Origin of the sequence: Gilliamella sp. Gris3-2, from assembly GCF_001690345.1 — a bacterium.
GTDB lineage: Bacteria > Pseudomonadota > Gammaproteobacteria > Enterobacterales > Orbaceae > Gilliamella > Gilliamella bombi.
The window spans coordinates 40,313-58,434 of record NZ_LZHB01000041.1; the positions used below are offsets into that span (position 1 = coordinate 40,313).

The following is an 18,122-nucleotide window of genomic DNA, read 5'->3' on the forward strand; positions in this document are numbered from 1 at the left end:
TAATTTACTGTTCAACTAAGTTCATCCTGATTTAGCAAAATTCAAACTTTTATGTTATATATTATGTTATACGTTTGAATATAACATCGAGTTGTATAACATGGTAAAAATAGTTAAGCCTCTTACTAATACACAAATTAAAAACGCCAAGCCAAAAGAAAATTTGATCCTCGCCAAAATATTAGACAGTGCCCGCCTCTATCATTTTTTCGTTTTGGTAATATTGTTGTTCATATTGTTCAGGTGATACCCAGCCATTGGCTGAATGACGGCGTATCCGATTATAATAGATTTCAATATATTCAAATAGTGCTTTATTAGCCTGCTTCCTCGTTTTGTAGTAACAGTCATGAATAATATGTGTTTTGAGTGTATGAAAAAAACTCTCAACAACCGCATTATCAAAGCAGTTGCCTCTTCGACTCATGCTTTGCCTTAGCCCATATTGTAACAATAATTGCTTGAAATCAGCACTGCAATATTGGCATCCTTGGTCACTATGAATGAGTACAATCAACCTAAGTTACAGGATGATTCGGTGATTGTTTCGGTGTTGAATGCTATCACAGACCGGCATTTACGCTGGGGCTTTCCTAAATGCTTTAATCGTATCAAAAAGCTCGGCTATAAATGGAATCATAAACGGGTATATCGGGTGTATTGTGAATTAAAGCTTAATCTCAGGATAAAGCGTAAACAGCGCATTCCTCCACGAAGCCCAGAAAGGCTATCAGCACCCAATAAACAAGGTGAATGCTGGTCAATGGATTTTATGAGTGACAGTAGTCGTAATCAGCGTCGCTTTAGGACATTCAATGTCATCGATGACTTTAATCGTGAGGCGTTAGGGATTGATATTGCAGTAAGCTTACCAGCAGGAAGGATTACCCGTTACTTAGATAAACTGGCCGAATATCATGGATATCCATTAAAAATACGGGTCGATAATGGGCCAGAATTTACAGGAAAAACTTTTATAAACTGGGCTAAATCACATAATATAACCATTGATTATATCCAGCCTGGTAGCCCTTATCAAAATGGCTATATTGAACGATTTAATCGTACCTATCGTACCTATCGTACTGAAGTACTCGATTTATATCTTTTTAACAACTTAGCACAAGCAAGGAGAATAACCGAAGAATGGTTAATGATTTATAATACCGAAAGACCGCATGAGGCATTAAATAACATGACACCGATTGAGTATAAAACACTAAAACAAGCAGCATGATTTTCTACGTGAGTTGTGTACTAAGTTTGGGGTATTTACATTTATCTGTTAGCATTGTTCTTGGCATGATGAATCGAGTTATGGTTGTTTTTGGCAGAATTATTATAACTCACATCATGCCGTCTAAAAATAATCACGAAAGATCAACACGCCCTAATATTTTATGATTAAAATACTCAACTGAAAACTTATAAGGCGTTAATTTTGTTTTTATGTATATTCATTGCAACATTTTTTTAATTACTTTAAACAATGCGATTAATTCCTACAGCTTATTTATAAAACTATCAAATGATTCAGATACTAAAACTAATTCTTTTTCATCCATCAGCCATATATATATTTCTCCATAATTTTCATTTTTTAATGAAAGTAAAAAACAATTTCCACCCTCATCATAAGCAAAAGGAATCATATCTTTTAAATTAGAAAAGTCATCAATTAAATTAGTGTAAATATCTTCTATAGTTAAATCGCCATATTTTATTGGATTAAAGCCACCTAATAAAAAGAAATTATGTTCACCGTTTTCGGGAGGGTAACCACCATTAAATTTAATGTAAAAATCAATAAATGAAAGTGGAATTTCTTTATCAAAATAGTTGCTAAATTCTTCAATTTCTTCAAAAGATAATTGTTTTTCCGATTCTTCGATTATTAGTTGCATTTGTTATTATCCTTTTTAACTGGAAATATATACTTTTTGATTGTTTTTGTGGGTAAATATTTTACCTTCATTTCAAACTTAAAACACACCGATTTACAACATTGCATAATAGAAATTAGTTATCGCAATCAAAGTAATAATCTTATAATTTGTGTGAATTTTAGAGTAAAATACAATCAATAAATTATATTAATAATCATACTTTGTTTTAGTCATGAAAATAGAACCGTATTGATCATTAATCAAACAAAAATTATACCAGTTTTACATAAATTATTACCCGTTTCGATACAGAAGTTTCTATTGATTCTGCATTTGGAATTGTAGTTCAACATATTTTGTTTAGCTTGGAGAAAGGAAATGTATTTATTAGAAATGGCACCAAAATTTTTATTAGCTTTAATTATTTTACTTGTTTATGTGAAGTTATCGGGTAAAAGCCAAATAGCACCTATGTCACAGCTTGATCAGGTTGGTAGTATGGTTATTGGTGCGTTGGTTGGGGGGGCCTTACTTAGTCCGACAGTATCTTCTTGGGAATCGGCTGGATTAGTGGCAATTTGGGCTGGCTTACTTGTTTTAATTCGATTTATCAAATCTAAAAACTCACGTTTACGCGATGCTATAGATGGCGAACCAATCCAACTTGTTAAAAATGGGCATTTAATAACGGATAATTTTGTTAAAGCCAACTTACCAGTAAGGGATTTTGAAACCTTAGTCAATATACAAGGCATAGCTTCTTTTGATGAGTTAAAAGAGGTTTGGTATGAATTAAATGGTTCGTTAACTGTTATCAAAAAAGGTGATAAAGATATTGCCGTGCTAATCATCGAAAATGGCGGTATTAGCCATGACAATTTAGAACAACTTAAAAAAGATGAAAATTGGGTTAAACAAGAAATTGCAAAACAAGGTTATGAAAAATTAGAAGATATTTTTTGTGCTGAATGGTTTGATAATAAATTAATTGTTTATCCTTATGACGCTGTTCGTGAAGGTAAAAAATAACTATTGTTTGTATCTTAGGGTGGGTAATAATCCACCCATCTTTTAGCTCAATTGGTTAAAAATGTATCTTCAAATTAACGTAGTTGGCTATCTTTGCTGCCACGACGATTATATAGACTTGATGTTTTAGCTAATTGTTTATCGATTTCTTGTTGGCAAGACAAACAATATTGTACGCCAGGCAATGCTGACCTTCTGGCTTCTATAATAGGCTCTCCACATTCAATACAAAAATGAGCACTAATTGTACCGTGATTGAGTTGTCTTCTTGCGTTTTCGATGGCATCAGCAATAGTGCCTTCGATTTGTTGATTAACGGCATCGTCAGACGCCCATCCACTTGCCATAAATGAATCCTTCTATAACTGAAATAGTTGACCAATGATATGGTGTTTTTTTAAACATTTTCAAGTAGTATGCTAATTTAAAGCAGTGTATTTTAGTGTTAATGATTATGCTGAAGTTAAGCAATAAATAGAAGAATTGTTTAACATATTAAGAGGGAGGTTATTATGCAACAATATGAACAAGCAACATTTGCTGGTGGTTGTTTTTGGTGTATGGTTAAACCCTTTGATCAGTATGAAGGGGTTATTAGTATTGTAGCAGGATATACTGGGGGGAATGTTATCAATCCAACCTATCAGCAAGTTTGCTCAGGCACAACAGGGCACATCGAAGCGGTACAAATTAAGTTTGATCCAAAAGTTATTAGTTATAAAAAATTGCTTGAAATTTTTTGGAAACAAATCGATCCAACGGATTCACAAGGGCAATTTGCTGATCGAGGTGATTCTTATCGTCCTGTTATTTTTTATCATAATGAATATCAACATAAAGTAGCATTATCGTCTAAACAAGCATTACAAGATAGTAAGAAGTTTAATAAGCCTATAGGTGCCGCTATCGAGCCAGCAGTTGCCTTTTACCTAGCTGAGGATTATCACCAAAATTATTATACAAAACAATCCCAGCATTATAATCAATATTATCAATTATCAGGGCGATCAAAGTTTTTAGCCCAGCATTGGCAAAAATAAAGAGGCAATTGAATTATGCAAAACTATCCGCAATATAGTAGTAAACAAAAATGGATTCATTGGTTAACATTGATACTGATTGTATTAACGTTTTTATTAGTGTTATTTAAGGTGACATTGTCACATTATTTGGGTGGTATGTCCACTATTTATTTATTGCATAAATCTTTTGGTGTGTTGATATTTGTAATAACATTGTGGCGTTTTACAATTATTAAAACCGAAGGTGTGCCTAATGTCTTGCCCAAAAATCAAAAACTACAACGTATTTTATCTAAGTCCATACAAGGATTTATTTACATTTTTTTAATTATTGTGCCTCTGTCTGGGTACTTAATGAGTAGTCGGTCGCTGAATTTTTTTGGCATCATTTCTATTCCGGCTATTGATATGCCTAACATGTTTTATGATTTTTTTCATATTATGCATAAGTTCAGCCCATATTTATTAGCAATTTTACTTATTTTACATATAGCTGGCGCCTTATATCATTATTTTTGGATTAAAGATAAAGTATTGCAATCAATGTTAAGTCGTAATTAATTCTATTATTTAAAATAAATAACATAAAGGTGACTTATGAATAAAACAATGAAAGAAAAAGCACTGTCTATATTAACACCTATGCAATATCACGTAACTCAAAAAAATGGGACTGAACCACCGTTCGAAAACGAATTTAATTCCAATAATGAGGAAGGGATATATGTTGATATTGTGTCTGGCGAGCCGTTATTTACTTCGTTAGATAAATTTGATTCAGGATGTGGCTGGCCTAGTTTTGCTAAACCGATAAACAAGAGCAATATTGTTGAAAAAAAGGACACCAGTTTTGGTATGCGACGTATTGAAGTGCGATCTGTGGAAGCTGATTCTCATCTTGGGCATGTCTTTAATGATGGTCCAAAAGAGTTAGGTGGATTACGTTATTGTATTAACTCGGCTTCCTTACGATTTATACCTAAAGAGGAACTGGAAGATGCAGGTTATGGGCAATATTTAAACCTGTTTGATAAACAATCACAGACAGCATAATCGTTACAATATAAAAATCCTATCATCTAAATCAGATGATAGGATAAAATTTTAAAAAACCTAGTTTTTTCGTTTAAATAAAATATAACTAATCAATAAAAATACGAAACTGGTTATAAGCGAACCAATAATAGGGTAAATACCAATAACAATACTTACTTGGGCAAACAAATTATCGGCAATATAAAATAAAAAGCCAAAGCTGATACCTATCACCACACGAATCCCCATTGATACGCTACGCAATGGACCAAAAATAAACGATAAAGCTAACAACATCATCACAGCAACTGAAATTGGTTTAATGATCTTTTTCCAAAACAGCAAATCATAATACTTAGAATCTTGCCCAGAGTTTTTTAGATATTGTGAATATTCATAAAGTCCTGAAGCCGACAACGAGTCAGGATCAAATGCGACAATATTTAATTTATCAGGAGTAATGCTTGTTTTCCAAGGTATGGATATCGTATTTACACCAACTACTTTATTGGGCACTGTTAGATCATTTTTTTCAACTTGCGATAATGTCCAAGTATCATTTTCATACACTCCATAAGCAGCATAGGTAATGGATTGAAGCTTATTTTGGTCAACTGAATAAATATAAACATTCGAAATCGAATTATCGTTATTTACATGGCCAATAAAAACATAATCATTACCATCTTTAGCCCAAAGACTGCCTTGTTCAGCCATTAACGAATTACCATAAAGCTTTTCAGAACGCATATTGCGTGCAGTTTGCTCGCTAACTGGAGCAACCCATTCACCAATCGCCATTGTAATTAGTACTAGTGGTAATGCTGTTTTCATAACCGCAAATGCAATTTTGAAACGACTAAAGCCAGATGTTTCCATTACAATTAATTCACTGCGGGATGCTAACAATCCTAAACCAATCAATGCACCCAATAACGCTGCCATCGGGAAGAATACTTCTAAATCTTTTGGAGCCATTAAAAGCGTATAAATACCGACAGAAAACGCATCATAATCAACTTTAATTTTTCGAAGCTGATCAATAAAACGGATGATACCCGACAAACTAATAAGTAAAAAAAGACTAACACCAATGGTGCTTAAAATAGTTTTACCGATATAACGATCTAAAATCGAAAACACGCTTTGCTCCTTAAGATGCCGAATATTTTAAGCGAAGTTTACGCATAAATAGGTTATCCCAACAATTCAATATTATCGCTAACACAAAATATCCTAAATTTAATATATAAAACCACAATTCGGGATCTAACCGACCTTTACCAGCATTAGCCTTAATTGAACTGGCCGATAAAAAGTAAACTAAATAGATCAGTAAAGCTGGTAAAACTTGCGCAAGGCGTCCTTGTCGTGGGTTTGATACGCTCAGTGGAATAACTAAAAAGGCCATTAATGGTACTGAAATAATTAGCGTTATCCGCCAATAAAATTCCGCAACAGCTTTAGGTGTATTAGTGTTAATAAGCTCTAATATTCCCAATTGCTGAACATCGATTTTATCGTTATCCTCGTTAGTATTTAACTCTTTGGGTTTTATGATACCTAAATAATTATGAAAGTTTGAAATTCTAAAATCTTTTAATTGTGCTGTTCCTTCATAACGATTAGCATTTTCAAGTGTAATAATTTGGTTACCTTCGTTATCGTGTCCAGTCTTACCTTTATTAGCAATAATAATAGAAGGTCGTTGATTTGCTTTTGGATTGATTTGAGCAATAAAGACATTCTCTAAATTGTTATTATCCACATTACCAATGTAAATAACTGAATTACCATCTGGCGTTTGTTGGAATTGTCCTGCTAATAATCCAGCTAAACTAGGATTGATCTTAGCATTAGCAACCAATTGATCTTGCTTAACGTTAGACCAAGGACCAAACCAGAGTGAATTCATTACGGTTAATATACTAGTTAAAATGCATAGAAGAAATACTACTTGATAAGTTAAGTTTTTCTTAACACCACATGCATGCATTGCTACCATTTCACTATCAGAATAAAGTCGCCCGAAAGTAACAAGTACACCAAGAAAAAGGCTCAGCGGCAAAATAAGATCGGCCATATTTGATACGCCTAAAACTAGTAACGGCATAATTAATTCACGAGGGATTGAACCATCGATTGCGCTCGACAAAATTCTAATTAATTTTTGAGAAAAGAAAATCAGCAACAAAATAAATAAAATTGCCCCTTGGGTTTTCAATGTTTCTTTCACTAAATATCGACGAATTATCACATCTTACCTTTATCTGTTGGCACAAAACCAGACTATTATAATCTGATTTGTTTCGTTTTAGTTATCTTTTTGTTGCTATCCAACAATGAACCGATAGAATATAAATTATCTGCACTAATTCATAAACGAGAAGCACCATGGAATTTCAAATAAAAAACAGTACTATTATAACTAAACAAAAAACAGAGTGTTTAGTTGTTTCAATTGATTCAAGAAAAAACCAGTCTGATTTTGTCAAAGATATCGATAAATCAACCAATGGTTTAGTTAGTCAACTTATCAAATCAGGTGATATAAGTTGCGAACTAGGTAAAACTACTTTGCTATATCCAAATAACAATTTAAAACAAAAACTTTTATTTGTTGGTTGTGGCAAAGCAAAAACATTTGACTCAGTTCAAGCTAAAACCGTTATTAAAGCGGTAATAAAAGAACTACTAGCCAAAAAAATTAAAAATATCGCATGGGATCTATTAGCGTTCAATGAAGTAAATAGCCTTGAAATAGCCAAACAATTGCCGCAAATTATTAGCGATATAACTTATCGGTTTGATGATTTTAAAACGACTAAAGATCCTGTACCAAGCTTAACTAAAGTGACATTATTAATTCATAATAAGAAAGCGTTATCAGCATTAACTGATAACTTGTTACAAGGGCAAATTATTGCTAATGCTATTACCGTAACAAAAACAATTGCCAATATGCCGTCAAATATTTGTAACGCAAAATACTTAGCCGAACAAGGTAAACAACTAGGCAAACAGCATTCATCATTAAAAGTAACCTGCCTTGGCGAAAGCGAATTGGCAAAATTAAACATGAACGCTTATTTAGCAGTAGGGCGGGGTTCGCAAAACGAATCAATCATGACTATTATTGAATACAAAGGTGCTAAAGATAAAAAAGCCCAGCCGTATGTTTTAGTCGGCAAGGGACTAACCTTTGATTCAGGAGGAATATCAATCAAACCATCTGCAGGCATGGACGAAATGAAATACGATATGTGCGGTGCGGCAACCGTTTATGGTGTTATGCAGGCTGTGGCAGAGTTAAAATTACCTATTAACGTTGTTGGAGTCATGGCGGGTTGTGAAAACATGCCTGACGGCAACAGCTACCGTCCTGGCGACATATTGACAACCATGTCAGGTACTACAGTTGAAGTGATTAACACTGATGCTGAAGGTCGCTTAGTCTTATGTGATGCTTTAACATATGTTGAACGTTACAATCCAAAAACTGTTATTGATATTGCCACTTTAACTGGCGCTTGTATCGTTGCACTAGGACATCACTATACTGGAGTAATGGGTAATAACGACAAATTAGTTGCACAATTGATCTTATCATCCAACAAAGCAGGCGACAAAGCATGGGCGCTACCGATTGATAGTGAATTCCAAGAACAAATCAAATCAACCTGTGCTGATATTGTTAATACTGGTGGTCGAGATGGCGGCACCATTACTGCGGCATGCTTCTTATCACGTTTTACCGAAAAATATCAATGGGCACATCTAGATATTGCTGGCACAGCGTGGAAATCTGGTGGGCAAAAAGGAGCAACGGGTCGTCCAGTTGCCATGTTGATTCAATATCTACTAGATCAATAAATCGAGCTAAGATTTTATGAAAAAAGTGATCTTCTATTTACTTGAAAACCAAACAGAAGCCGACGAGTCTGGCGTGCTTTTTTACGAAAAACTAGCATGCAAAAAAATAGTTGAAGCATGGCACGCCAATCAGCGCGTGCAAGTTGCTTGTCAAGATCAGGGTCAAGCAGAACGAATAGACGAGTACCTATGGCAACTCGAAACCGACAATTTTGTTCCGCATAATTTGGCTGGTGAAGGCATGAAAGGGGGAGCACCTGTTGAAATTAGCTGGCCACAAAAACGCAGCAGCGGCACACGTCAGCTACTTATTAATTTACAAGAACAATTTCCTGAATTTGCAGGTGTTTATCGTGATATTATCGATTTTGTGCCAGTGGATGAGCAGCTAAAGTCATTAGCAAGGAAACGGTACAAGTTATATAAAGAGGCAGGATTTAATCTTAAAACGATTTCAATTAATTGTGAATAATATTAGGGAAGTTTTTTTATTTCTTCACTGATTATTTTTTCTAAAACTTAACATGAAAATTAAATAAAATCAATAGCATACCTGAATGTTTTTTAATGGTGAAATCTGTGCATTATCCAAAAACTCAAAATTCACGCCAACCCTTTTTTTATTGATGGGTAAAAATTAATGAAAAACAATAAATTAAAATCATCTTGTAGAAAAGGGTATTTTAAAGTAGAAAACCTGTTTTGCTTTTGCAAAACTATGTTTATAGTATATCTGTTTCTCTATTAACGCCATATAGGTGGTTTAGAAAAACGCTCTTTTTTCGTTGTGCTTTCTTATATATTCCATTTTATAATTTGTTAGGTATGTTTAGGTTAGCACTATTACACTTTTATTTTTTAATAGCAAATTTAGGTTTTCTCAAGCTAAATTTTGTTGATTAATATTGCATCGAACTGTATCAAGACTATTTTGCCAGTTTATGATATGATTAGTGCCAAATTCAATGGCAATGAGTTATGGTGATTATGAGTTATCAAGTTCTGGCACGCAAATGGCGACCAAAATCATTTTCTGAGGTTGTGGGGCAGCAACATGTCCTTAAAATTTTGTCTAATGCACTTTCGCTAGGGCGAGTTCATCATGCTTATTTGTTTTCAGGCACTCGAGGAGTAGGTAAAACGTCAATTGCGCGTTTGTTAGCAAAAGGGCTGAATTGCGAAACAGGCATTACTGCTACACCATGTGGAGTTTGTGATAATTGTCGTGATATTGAACAAGGTCGTTTTGTTGATTTACTTGAAATTGATGCCGCATCTCGTACCAAGGTCGAAGACACTCGTGAAATACTTGATAACATCCAATATTTACCAACTAAAGGGCGCTTTAAGGTTTATTTGATTGATGAAGTGCATATGTTATCGCGCAGTAGCTTTAATGCACTTCTTAAAACCCTAGAGGAGCCACCTGAGCATGTTAAGTTTTTATTGGCAACTACAGATCCGCAAAAATTACCTATAACTATTTTATCACGTTGTTTGCATTTACATTTAAATGTATTAGATACAACATTAATTGGCCAGCAACTTGAACATATTTTAAAATTAGAGCAAATCAGCAGCGATCCGAAAGCGATTGGGTTATTAGCTAAAGCAGCTAATGGTAGTATGCGTGATGCGCTGAGTTTAACCGATCAAGCGATTGCTCTTGGTAACGGTAAGGTCGATGCAGAATCAGTGTCGGTAATGCTTGGTACACTTGATAAGTCGGTTCCTTTTGCAATTGTTGAAGCATTACATAATAGTGATGGTAATGCCTTAATGCAACAAATTGAAGCAGCTGCTATACAGGGCGCTGATTTGGATAATCTGTTAGCCGAAACCATTACTTTATTGCATCAAATTGCGTTATTACAAGTAGTGCCAACTGCTTTGGGTGATTATATTGATAATGAAGAGCGCATACGTTTTTTAGCACAATATATGGCACCTAACGATGTGCAGTTGTTTTATCAAATTTTGCTAATGGGTCGTAAAGAGCTTTCTTTTTCGCCTGATAAAAAAATTGGTGTCGAGATGAGTTTTTTACGCGCTTTAGCCTTTATGCCAAAGGTGTTTGATGCTGTTACACCACCAGTTATGGCTAGTTCGGCATCTGTTCAAGGCAATAAGCAGACTCAAACACAAAAGCAAACTAAAGAGCCGCCTAATACCCAATCGCAATCACAAGCAGTAATGCATGCGAATGTATCAAGGCAAGCAGAAGCTAATAATCAGGCTGTAAATCAAACTAAAAAACAATCTCGAATTCAGCAATCTGATCCTATACTTGCAACAGTGGGCCAGCCAGTTAATCATACCGAACAGAATACACCACAACCAGTGGTAAGTTCGCCATTAACAAATGAGCAAAGTCAGCACCACGACTTAAACGATTTAACTGTTTTGTCTTCAAAAACAGCTTCAACATCTAAAGCTAAACCAGTAACGGCGGATCTAACGATTCCTGATGATGTGTCGTCGGTGACTAAAAGTGTTTTAGAAATGCGTATGCAGTTGATGAAAGAGGAACAAAATCCAAAAAAGTCTGAATCGGTTGATGCAAATCAACCACAAAATTTAATAATAAACAAATCATTAACACGAATTAAACAGAGCGTTGTGTCAGTAAACAATATCGATAACAACGATAACGGCAATAGCAAAGAAGAAATTACCGCTGAAAATTATCGATGGCAAGCCAGTGGTCTAATTGCAATGAAGGAAGAATTGCTGGTCGATACTAAGGCTTTTCGTGAGTCACTAAATGGTGATAAAACTCCTGAAATGACTAAGAAATTAATTACCGAAATGGCTCAAAAAGATGCCTGGTGTGCCGAGATTGAGCAATTAGATTTACCGCCGTTAATTAAGCAAATCGTAGCTAATTCAGCTTTTGAACAAGTAGATAGTGGAACGATTGTGTTGCATTTGCGTTCAACCGTTAAGCATTTGATTAATTCGATATCGAATGTGATAAAGATAAAAAAAGCGCTATGCAAACATCGTAACCAAGAGCTTGATGTAGATATTATTATTGATGATGTAAATTATAAAACACCAGTTGAAATGCGCGAAGAGTTATACCAAGAAAAACTTGCGCAGGCGAAGATAGCCATTGCCGAAGATTCAAAAGTGGCTACAATTTGTCGATATTTTGATGCTAAGATTGATGAATCCAGTATTCGTCCTGTATAATGCAGACTATATTTTTTAATGAGGAATTATTATGTTTTCAGGTGGAAAAGGTGGTTTGGGCAATTTAATGAAACAAGCCCAACAAATGCAAGCTAAAATGCAACAAGCACAAGAGGAGATCGCTAAATTAGAAGTTACTGGCGAATCAGGTGCTGGTTTAGTTAAAGTCACCATTAATGGTACTCATAGTTGTAAGCGCGTTGAAATTGATCCATCACTTATGGCTGATGATGATAAAGAGATGTTAGAAGATCTTATTGCTGCGGCTTATAATGATGCGGCTCGCCGTTTAGATGAAGCACAAAAAGAAAGAATGGCTCAGGTTACTGGTGGCATGCAATTACCACCAGGTTTTAAAATGCCGTTTTAAGTTAATGCATTAATTCAGTTAGTTAAACTTTTTGCATTGCCGACTTTGAGTACCAAGTCGGCGATATTTTTTTGTTATTGCCTGTCTATTTATACAGTTTTTCTTTATTATTTTTTTGCTATCGGGTAAACTACACCTTATTATTTGCTTATTTGTTATGCTTTATTATTAAGGATATATTGTGATTGGTCGTTTACGTGGTACCATTATTGAAAAGCAACCACCTAAAGTCTTGATAGAAGTCGGTGGCATCGGTTACGATGTGTTTATGCCGATGACCTGTTTTTATGAATTACCCGAAAATGGACGAGAGGTCATTGTGTTAACACATTTTTCCGTGCGTGAAGATGCCCAAATCCTATATGGTTTTAATCAAGAACAAGAGCGTGAATTGTTTCGTGAACTTATTAAAGTTAATGGAGTTGGTCCTAAGTTGGCGTTAGCCATTTTATCGGGCATGTCAGCAGCACAATTTATTAGTGCTGTTGAACAAGGTGAAATTAAAACGCTAGTTAAATTGCCAGGCGTAGGTAATAAAACTGCACAACGATTAATTGTTGAGATGAAAGATCGCCTCAAACATTTTGGTGAGCAATCATCAAATGTTAGCTTGGTTTCTGATGTAGATAGTGTTCAAAAGTCAGCTAATCAAATTGAAAGCGAGGCTGTTTCAGCTTTAATTGCATTAGGTTATAAACCACAAGAAGCTAGCCGTATTATTAATAAAGTAATTAATCCTGATATGGATTGCGAAACGCTGATTCGTGAAGCCTTAAAATCAGCATTGTAAATAGAGATTTATTATGATTGAAGCGGATCGTTTGATTGCACCACAAGCGCAAAAGGAAGAAGAGTCATTAGATCGTGCAATTCGTCCAAAATATTTAGACGAATACATTGGTCAACCGCATGTTCGTGAGCAAATGAAGATATTTATTCAAGCCGCTAAACAACGCAGTGATGCACTTGATCATGTGCTTATTTTTGGTCCTCCAGGGCTTGGAAAAACTACATTGGCTAATATTGTCGCAAACGAAATGAATGTAAATTTACGCACTACATCAGGCCCTGTTTTAGAAAAAGCCGGCGATTTAGCCGCTATGCTAACTAATCTAGAGCCAAACGATGTGCTGTTTATTGATGAGATTCATCGGCTTTCGCCTGTAGTTGAAGAAATTTTATATCCAGCTATGGAAGATTATCAATTAGATATTATGATTGGTGAAGGACCTGCTGCACGTTCAATCAAAATCGATCTTCCCCCCTTTACATTAATAGGTGCAACAACTCGTGCAGGGTCGTTAACTTCGCCATTGCGAGATCGTTTTGGTATTGTACAAAGACTTGAGTTTTATCGGGTTGGGGATTTGGAATATATTGTTAGCCGTAGCGCTAAATTTTTGGGCATGGATCTGTCAGACGAAGGTGCGCATTTAATTGCCCAACGTTCACGCGGTACCCCTCGAATTGCAAATCGACTTTTGCGCCGAGTGCGCGATTATGCCGATGTAAAATCAAAAGGTGTTATCGACAAAAAAATTGCTATTCAAGCGCTAGATATGCTTGATGTTGATAATGAAGGTTTTGATTATATGGATCGCAAATTATTACTGGCCATTATAGAAAAATTTATGGGTGGCCCTGTTGGTTTAGATAACATTGCCGCGGCAATTGGTGAAGAGCGTGAAACGATCGAAGATGTACTTGAACCTTTTTTAATTCAGCAAGGTTATATTCAAAGAACGCCACGTGGTAGAATTGCAACACCACATGCTTATCGTCATTTTGGGATAATTCAGGATAATTGAACAGTTAAAATTATACTAGTTTATGTCAACAAAAAGCGTGGCTATTTGATCAGCCACGCTTTTTTATTAATCAAGTTTAATTCTATTTGGAATTTAACCGAGCTCTTTTTCAGTAAACATGCCACTAAATAAGTCAGTACTTAAGTAGCGTTCACCAGAAGAAGGTAAAATGACTACAATAGTTTTATTAGCATTTTCTGGTAATTTTGCTAATCGATCGGCAGCATAAACGGCGGCACCAGATGAAATTCCTGCTAAAATACCTTCTTTTTCCATCAAATTACGGGCTGTTTTGATCGCTTCTTCATTTGATACTTTTTCCACCACATCAATTAAACTTAAATCAAGATTTGCAGGAATAAAACCAGCTCCAATACCTTGAATTTTGTGAGGTCCCGGCTTAATTGGTTCACCTGCTAGTGTTTGACTGATTACTGGTGAGTTGGTTGGCTCAATGGCAACAGCAGTTATATTTTTACCCTGCGTTTTTTTGATATAACGTGTTACACCTGTAAATGTACCGCCCGTTCCTACTCCAGCAATAAAAATATCGACTTTACCATCGGTATCTTGCCAAATTTCAGGACCCGTTGTTTTTTCGTGAATTTCTGGATTAGCAGGATTACTAAATTGTTGTAGCATCAGGTTCTTTTTAGGATCCCTTGCCATCATTTCCTCTGCTTTTTCGATTGCACCTTTCATACCTTTAGCAGCTTCAGTTAATACTAAGTTAGCTCCTAAGGCTTTTAGTAGCTTTCTGCGTTCAATACTCATGCTTTCAGGCATGGTTAAAGTTAGTTTATAGCCTCGAGCAGCGGCTACAGCTGCAAGTGCAATTCCAGTATTACCACTTGTTGGTTCAATTAATTCAACATCAGTAGTTAATAAACCACGCTTTTCAGCATCCCAAATCATGTTTGAGGCAATGCGGCATTTGACGCTAAAACTTGGATTGCGAGACTCAACTTTGGCTAAAATATTACCGTTACCAAAATGCTTTAATCTCACTAATGGTGTATACCCAATAGTTTGTGAATTATCATCAAAAATCTTACTCATAATAAAGTCCTTCTTTAGTTTCAATTAGCTCAAGAGAAACTCTCTCTAATTACTTAATCATATTTATCATTATAAATACTACCTAAAAAGATGGTACTAATTAATTATTATAATGATATTCATTTGAGCTATAAGGTGATCTTTGTTTGTAGGAGTTTTTTATAAATGTTAGTAATCGCCAAGATTCTAAAATTGAATTTTTGTTAAAAAATATGTTATTACAAAATATATGACTTTAAATCAACAAATTCTGGATCGGCTACACTAATTAGTACCAGTTTTATAAGGTCATTGTTATGATAAACTAAAAATAAATTAATGAAGCAAATATAAATTAGTACAGGTTAGGTAATTTTTTACGATGTTTATTTTGACTATTTTTCTCATATCAGTAATAGGGGGTATGGCTAGGGCTTAATACAGCTGAATTTTAATTGAATAGATGATAATCTGGTTTATTTGGGTAATTTTAAATAGACCATCATATGGTACGCCCGGGTGGACTCGAACCACTGACCCCCACCATGTCAAGGTGATGCTCTAACCAACTGAGCTACGGGCGTATATTTGAAACACGTAAATATTAACTGTCAAATCGGTTTGTATCAAGTAAAAAAATAAAAAAATAGCTTTTTTTTTAGTCTGTTGAACTAAATTTATTATAGAATTAACATTATATGTAATAAATTCTAAAAATTACAATAGATATTGTTTAATGCAGCTGTTTAAAAAACATTTTATTTTTCGGATTGAATTACCAGTTTTCGAAAATTGATGGTGGTTTGTTTACTTTAATTTAGCTATACTCGCTAGCCCAAGTCGGATTTTATATGTTTAGGTTAGTATGTCAATAAAAGATCATATTGAAGATGTTTTACAAAATGTTTTTGGTTACAAGTCATTTCGAAATCAACAAAGAGAAATTATTGAATCTATTATTGATGGTCGTGATACTTTAACAATTATTCCAACTGGGGGCGGAAAATCTTTATGTTATCAAATTCCCGCAGTTTTATTACCAGGAACAGCAATAGTTGTTTCACCCTTAATTTCTTTGATGAAAGATCAGGTTGATCAATTATTAGCTAATGGTATTGCTGCTGCCTATCTTAATGCCTCACAATCATCTATAGAACAACAAAAAGTTATCAAGCAATATTTGGATCATTCAATAAAACTATTATACGTTTCTCCTGAAAGATTGGGTGTTTACTCTTTTTCTTCATTAATTGATGAGTATCCTCCTTCATTAATAGCTATTGATGAGGCGCATTGCATTTCTCAATGGGGGCATGATTTTAGGCCTGATTATAGGCAATTAGGACAACTTTCTATTCGTTTCCCTAAAGTCCCTATTGTTGCATTGACTGCAACAGCAGACACAATGACACAAAAGGATATTATTCATCAACTTAATTTGGTTAATCCATTGGTTGTAGTAAGAAGCTTTGATCGGTCTAATATTCGTTATACAGTTGTTGAAAAATTTAATCAATTTGAACAAGTTGTTTCTTTTATTGAGACGCAAAAAGGTAATAGTGGAATTATTTATTGTTCAAGCCGTTCTAGAGTTGAAGATATGACAACTAGGCTTGCTTCCCGTGGGTTTTCTGTTAAGGCTTATCATGCTGGGTTGACTAATAATGAACGTCAACAGGCCCAAGAAGATTTTATAAAAGATAATGTGCAAATTATTGTAGCTACCGTTGCATTTGGTATGGGAATTAACAAACCTAATGTGCGTTTTGTTGTTCATGCTGATAGCCCAAGAACGATTGAATCTTATTATCAAGAAACAGGCCGTGCAGGTCGTGATGGTGTACCAGCTGAAGCTATACTATTATTTAATAGTAAAGATCTTAATTGGTATCAGCAACAAGTTATTAAAAAAGGGAATGGTCAACATCAAGATATAGAATTACAAAAGATCAATGCAATGGAGGCTTTTGCACAAAGTTTGACTTGTCGGCGCATTGTGTTGCTTAATTATTTTGGTGAAGAGAGGACCGAACCATGTAATAACTGCGATGTTTGTTTATATCCTCCAGAGCTTTATAACGGTTTAATTGATGCACAAAAAGTTTTATCTTGTGTTTATCGTGTAGAACAGCATTATGGTGCTCAATATATTATTGACGTGTTACGTGGTTCTGGGCGATCTCAAATTAAAGAAAATGGTCATGATAAGTTATCGGTTTATGGTATCGGCAAGCAGTATTCATCAGATTATTGGTTAAGTGTTATTAGACAGCTAGTTTATTTGGGGTATTTAAGTCAAAATATATCTGCTTTTACTACGCTTCAGTTAACACAAAAAGCGCGTCTAATACTTAGAGGTGAAATATCATTATCATTAGCTAAACCACGTTTAGAAATTGTTAAGAAAAGCAGAATTAATCGCTATGCAAGAGCAATTAATTTAACAACAATTCTATCTTACGAAGAGCGTATTTTATTTAATAATCTTAAAAGATTACGCAAAAGTATTGCCGATGCTGAAGATATTCCTCCCTATATTGTTTTTAGTGATGCAACATTGCTTGAGATGGTTCAGACTAAACCTGAAAGTAAAAAACAGTTAATTAACGTTACTGGTGTGGGTAAAATTAAGTTACAAAAATATGGTAACTTGTTTTTAGATGAAATAAATGAATTTATGATAAAAAATATGTAACAATTTTATACTGAAAAATACTTCTTGAGCTTTTACCTCGTTTGGTTCTAGTAATTTTCAAAAGATACCAAATGGCTACATTTCATGTGTTGTTTCCTTCTTGCTGTATCTAATTAATAAATAATCTACTGTTTTTTTAATTTTATAATTATTAAAATAATATCTTACTTA

General features: G+C 34.5%; 17 protein-coding genes, 1 tRNA gene and 1 pseudogene. 12 read left to right on the forward strand and 7 right to left on the reverse strand.

The window, feature by feature from the left end; all coding sequences use genetic code 11:
• Positions 1–181 precede the first annotated feature (181 nt).
• Positions 182–511: pseudogene (locus A9G32_RS06670) on the reverse strand (IS3 family transposase); the annotation flags it as partial.
• On the opposite strand from A9G32_RS06670, the gene A9G32_RS06675 reads away from it, so the two are divergent.
• Positions 500–1,237: an IS3 family transposase gene (locus A9G32_RS06675; RefSeq protein ID WP_065639670.1), complete on the forward strand. Its 738-nt coding sequence runs from the start codon at positions 500–502 to the stop codon at positions 1,235–1,237. The pseudogene A9G32_RS06670 and the gene A9G32_RS06675 overlap by 12 nt on opposite strands.
• Positions 1,238–1,502: 265 nt before the next feature.
• On the opposite strand, the gene A9G32_RS06680 is transcribed toward A9G32_RS06675, so the two are convergent.
• Positions 1,503–1,904, reverse strand: coding sequence for an SMI1/KNR4 family protein (locus tag A9G32_RS06680; RefSeq protein WP_065589761.1), 402 nt, complete (start codon positions 1,902–1,904; stop codon positions 1,503–1,505).
• Between the two features lie 360 nt (positions 1,905–2,264).
• On the opposite strand from A9G32_RS06680, the gene A9G32_RS06685 reads away from it, so the two are divergent.
• On the forward strand, positions 2,265–2,915 hold the full coding sequence (locus tag A9G32_RS06685) for a DUF421 domain-containing protein (RefSeq protein WP_034912801.1): 651 nt from the start codon (positions 2,265–2,267) through the stop codon (positions 2,913–2,915).
• Positions 2,916–2,989: 74 nt separating this feature from the next.
• Here the strand turns inward: A9G32_RS06685 and A9G32_RS06690 are convergent, their stop codons facing one another.
• A complete protein-coding gene (locus tag A9G32_RS06690) occupies positions 2,990–3,262 on the reverse strand; it encodes a DksA/TraR family C4-type zinc finger protein (RefSeq protein WP_065589760.1) in 273 nt (90 codons plus the stop codon).
• A 165-nt stretch (positions 3,263–3,427) separates the two neighbouring features.
• Between A9G32_RS06690 and msrA the strand changes: the two genes are divergently transcribed.
• From msrA to msrB, 3 genes are read left to right on the forward strand one after another with little or no spacing between them, the layout of a single operon-like run.
• Complete coding sequence (gene msrA / locus A9G32_RS06695; RefSeq protein ID WP_065589759.1) at positions 3,428–3,955, forward strand: peptide-methionine (S)-S-oxide reductase MsrA; 528 nt, start codon at positions 3,428–3,430, stop codon at positions 3,953–3,955.
• A 15-nt stretch (positions 3,956–3,970) separates the two neighbouring features.
• Positions 3,971–4,498 carry a cytochrome b gene (locus A9G32_RS06700; RefSeq protein WP_065589758.1) on the forward strand — a complete coding sequence of 176 codons (528 nt, stop codon included), beginning with the start codon at positions 3,971–3,973 and terminating at the stop codon, positions 4,496–4,498.
• A 48-nt stretch (positions 4,499–4,546) separates the two neighbouring features.
• The gene (gene msrB / locus A9G32_RS06705; protein WP_065589763.1) at positions 4,547–4,990 is read left to right on the forward strand and encodes a peptide-methionine (R)-S-oxide reductase MsrB; all 444 of its coding nucleotides are present in this window, start codon (positions 4,547–4,549) and stop codon (positions 4,988–4,990) included.
• Between the two features lie 60 nt (positions 4,991–5,050).
• Here msrB and lptG read toward each other — a convergent pair whose 3' ends face one another.
• Positions 5,051–6,115: an LPS export ABC transporter permease LptG gene (lptG, locus tag A9G32_RS06710; protein WP_065589757.1), complete on the reverse strand. Its 1,065-nt coding sequence runs from the start codon at positions 6,113–6,115 to the stop codon at positions 5,051–5,053.
• 10 nt (positions 6,116–6,125) lie between these two features.
• Positions 6,126–7,229, reverse strand: a complete 1,104-nt coding sequence (lptF, locus tag A9G32_RS06715; protein ID WP_065589756.1) for an LPS export ABC transporter permease LptF — start codon at positions 7,227–7,229, stop codon at positions 6,126–6,128.
• A gap of 137 nt (positions 7,230–7,366) precedes the next feature.
• Between lptF and A9G32_RS06720 the strand changes: the two genes are divergently transcribed.
• From A9G32_RS06720 to ruvB, 6 genes are all read left to right on the forward strand, one after another.
• Positions 7,367–8,845 carry a leucyl aminopeptidase gene (locus tag A9G32_RS06720; RefSeq protein ID WP_065589755.1) on the forward strand — a complete coding sequence of 493 codons (1,479 nt, stop codon included), beginning with the start codon at positions 7,367–7,369 and terminating at the stop codon, positions 8,843–8,845.
• Between the two features lie 16 nt (positions 8,846–8,861).
• A complete protein-coding gene (locus tag A9G32_RS06725; RefSeq protein WP_065589754.1) occupies positions 8,862–9,317 on the forward strand; it encodes a DNA polymerase III subunit chi in 456 nt (151 codons plus the stop codon).
• A gap of 515 nt (positions 9,318–9,832) precedes the next feature.
• The gene (gene dnaX, locus A9G32_RS06730; RefSeq protein WP_065589762.1) at positions 9,833–12,040 is read left to right on the forward strand and encodes a DNA polymerase III subunit gamma/tau; all 2,208 of its coding nucleotides are present in this window, start codon (positions 9,833–9,835) and stop codon (positions 12,038–12,040) included.
• 31 nt (positions 12,041–12,071) lie between these two features.
• Entirely contained in the window at positions 12,072–12,410 is a 339-nt protein-coding gene (locus tag A9G32_RS06735; protein WP_065561174.1) for a YbaB/EbfC family nucleoid-associated protein, read from the forward strand.
• 181 nt (positions 12,411–12,591) lie between these two features.
• Positions 12,592–13,200: a Holliday junction branch migration protein RuvA gene (ruvA, locus tag A9G32_RS06740; protein ID WP_065589753.1), complete on the forward strand. Its 609-nt coding sequence runs from the start codon at positions 12,592–12,594 to the stop codon at positions 13,198–13,200.
• A 13-nt stretch (positions 13,201–13,213) separates the two neighbouring features.
• Positions 13,214–14,218 (forward strand): Holliday junction branch migration DNA helicase RuvB, encoded by a 1,005-nt coding sequence (gene ruvB, locus A9G32_RS06745; protein WP_065589752.1) that lies wholly within the window; start codon positions 13,214–13,216, stop codon positions 14,216–14,218.
• Between the two features lie 93 nt (positions 14,219–14,311).
• On the opposite strand, the gene cysK is transcribed toward ruvB, so the two are convergent.
• Both cysK and A9G32_RS06755 read right to left on the reverse strand, forming a co-directional pair.
• A complete protein-coding gene (gene cysK, locus A9G32_RS06750; RefSeq protein WP_065589751.1) occupies positions 14,312–15,277 on the reverse strand; it encodes a cysteine synthase A in 966 nt (321 codons plus the stop codon).
• Positions 15,278–15,763: 486 nt separating this feature from the next.
• Positions 15,764–15,840, reverse strand: a tRNA-Val gene (locus A9G32_RS06755).
• A 281-nt stretch (positions 15,841–16,121) separates the two neighbouring features.
• On the opposite strand from A9G32_RS06755, the gene recQ reads away from it, so the two are divergent.
• Entirely contained in the window at positions 16,122–17,951 is a 1,830-nt protein-coding gene (gene recQ, locus A9G32_RS06760) for a DNA helicase RecQ (protein ID WP_065589750.1), read from the forward strand.
• Positions 17,952–18,122 lie beyond the last annotated feature (171 nt).

Coding starts and splice junctions, on each gene's coding strand:
- msrA (WP_065589759.1), top strand. CDS start 3,428: ATGCAACAATATGAACAAGCAACATTTGCTGGTGGTTGTTTTTGGTGT.
- A9G32_RS06720 (WP_065589755.1), top strand. CDS start 7,367: ATGGAATTTCAAATAAAAAACAGTACTATTATAACTAAACAAAAAACA.
- A9G32_RS06725 (WP_065589754.1), top strand. CDS start 8,862: ATGAAAAAAGTGATCTTCTATTTACTTGAAAACCAAACAGAAGCCGAC.
- A9G32_RS06700 (WP_065589758.1), top strand. CDS start 3,971: ATGCAAAACTATCCGCAATATAGTAGTAAACAAAAATGGATTCATTGG.
- ruvB (WP_065589752.1), top strand. CDS start 13,214: ATGATTGAAGCGGATCGTTTGATTGCACCACAAGCGCAAAAGGAAGAA.
- msrB (WP_065589763.1), top strand. CDS start 4,547: ATGAAAGAAAAAGCACTGTCTATATTAACACCTATGCAATATCACGTA.
- A9G32_RS06675 (WP_065639670.1), top strand. CDS start 500: ATGAATGAGTACAATCAACCTAAGTTACAGGATGATTCGGTGATTGTT.
- dnaX (WP_065589762.1), top strand. CDS start 9,833: ATGAGTTATCAAGTTCTGGCACGCAAATGGCGACCAAAATCATTTTCT.
- A9G32_RS06680 (WP_065589761.1), bottom strand. CDS start 1,904: ATGCAACTAATAATCGAAGAATCGGAAAAACAATTATCTTTTGAAGAA.
- A9G32_RS06690 (WP_065589760.1), bottom strand. CDS start 3,262: ATGGCAAGTGGATGGGCGTCTGACGATGCCGTTAATCAACAAATCGAA.
- cysK (WP_065589751.1), bottom strand. CDS start 15,277: ATGAGTAAGATTTTTGATGATAATTCACAAACTATTGGGTATACACCA.
- A9G32_RS06735 (WP_065561174.1), top strand. CDS start 12,072: ATGTTTTCAGGTGGAAAAGGTGGTTTGGGCAATTTAATGAAACAAGCC.
- recQ (WP_065589750.1), top strand. CDS start 16,122: ATGTCAATAAAAGATCATATTGAAGATGTTTTACAAAATGTTTTTGGT.
- A9G32_RS06685 (WP_034912801.1), top strand. CDS start 2,265: ATGTATTTATTAGAAATGGCACCAAAATTTTTATTAGCTTTAATTATT.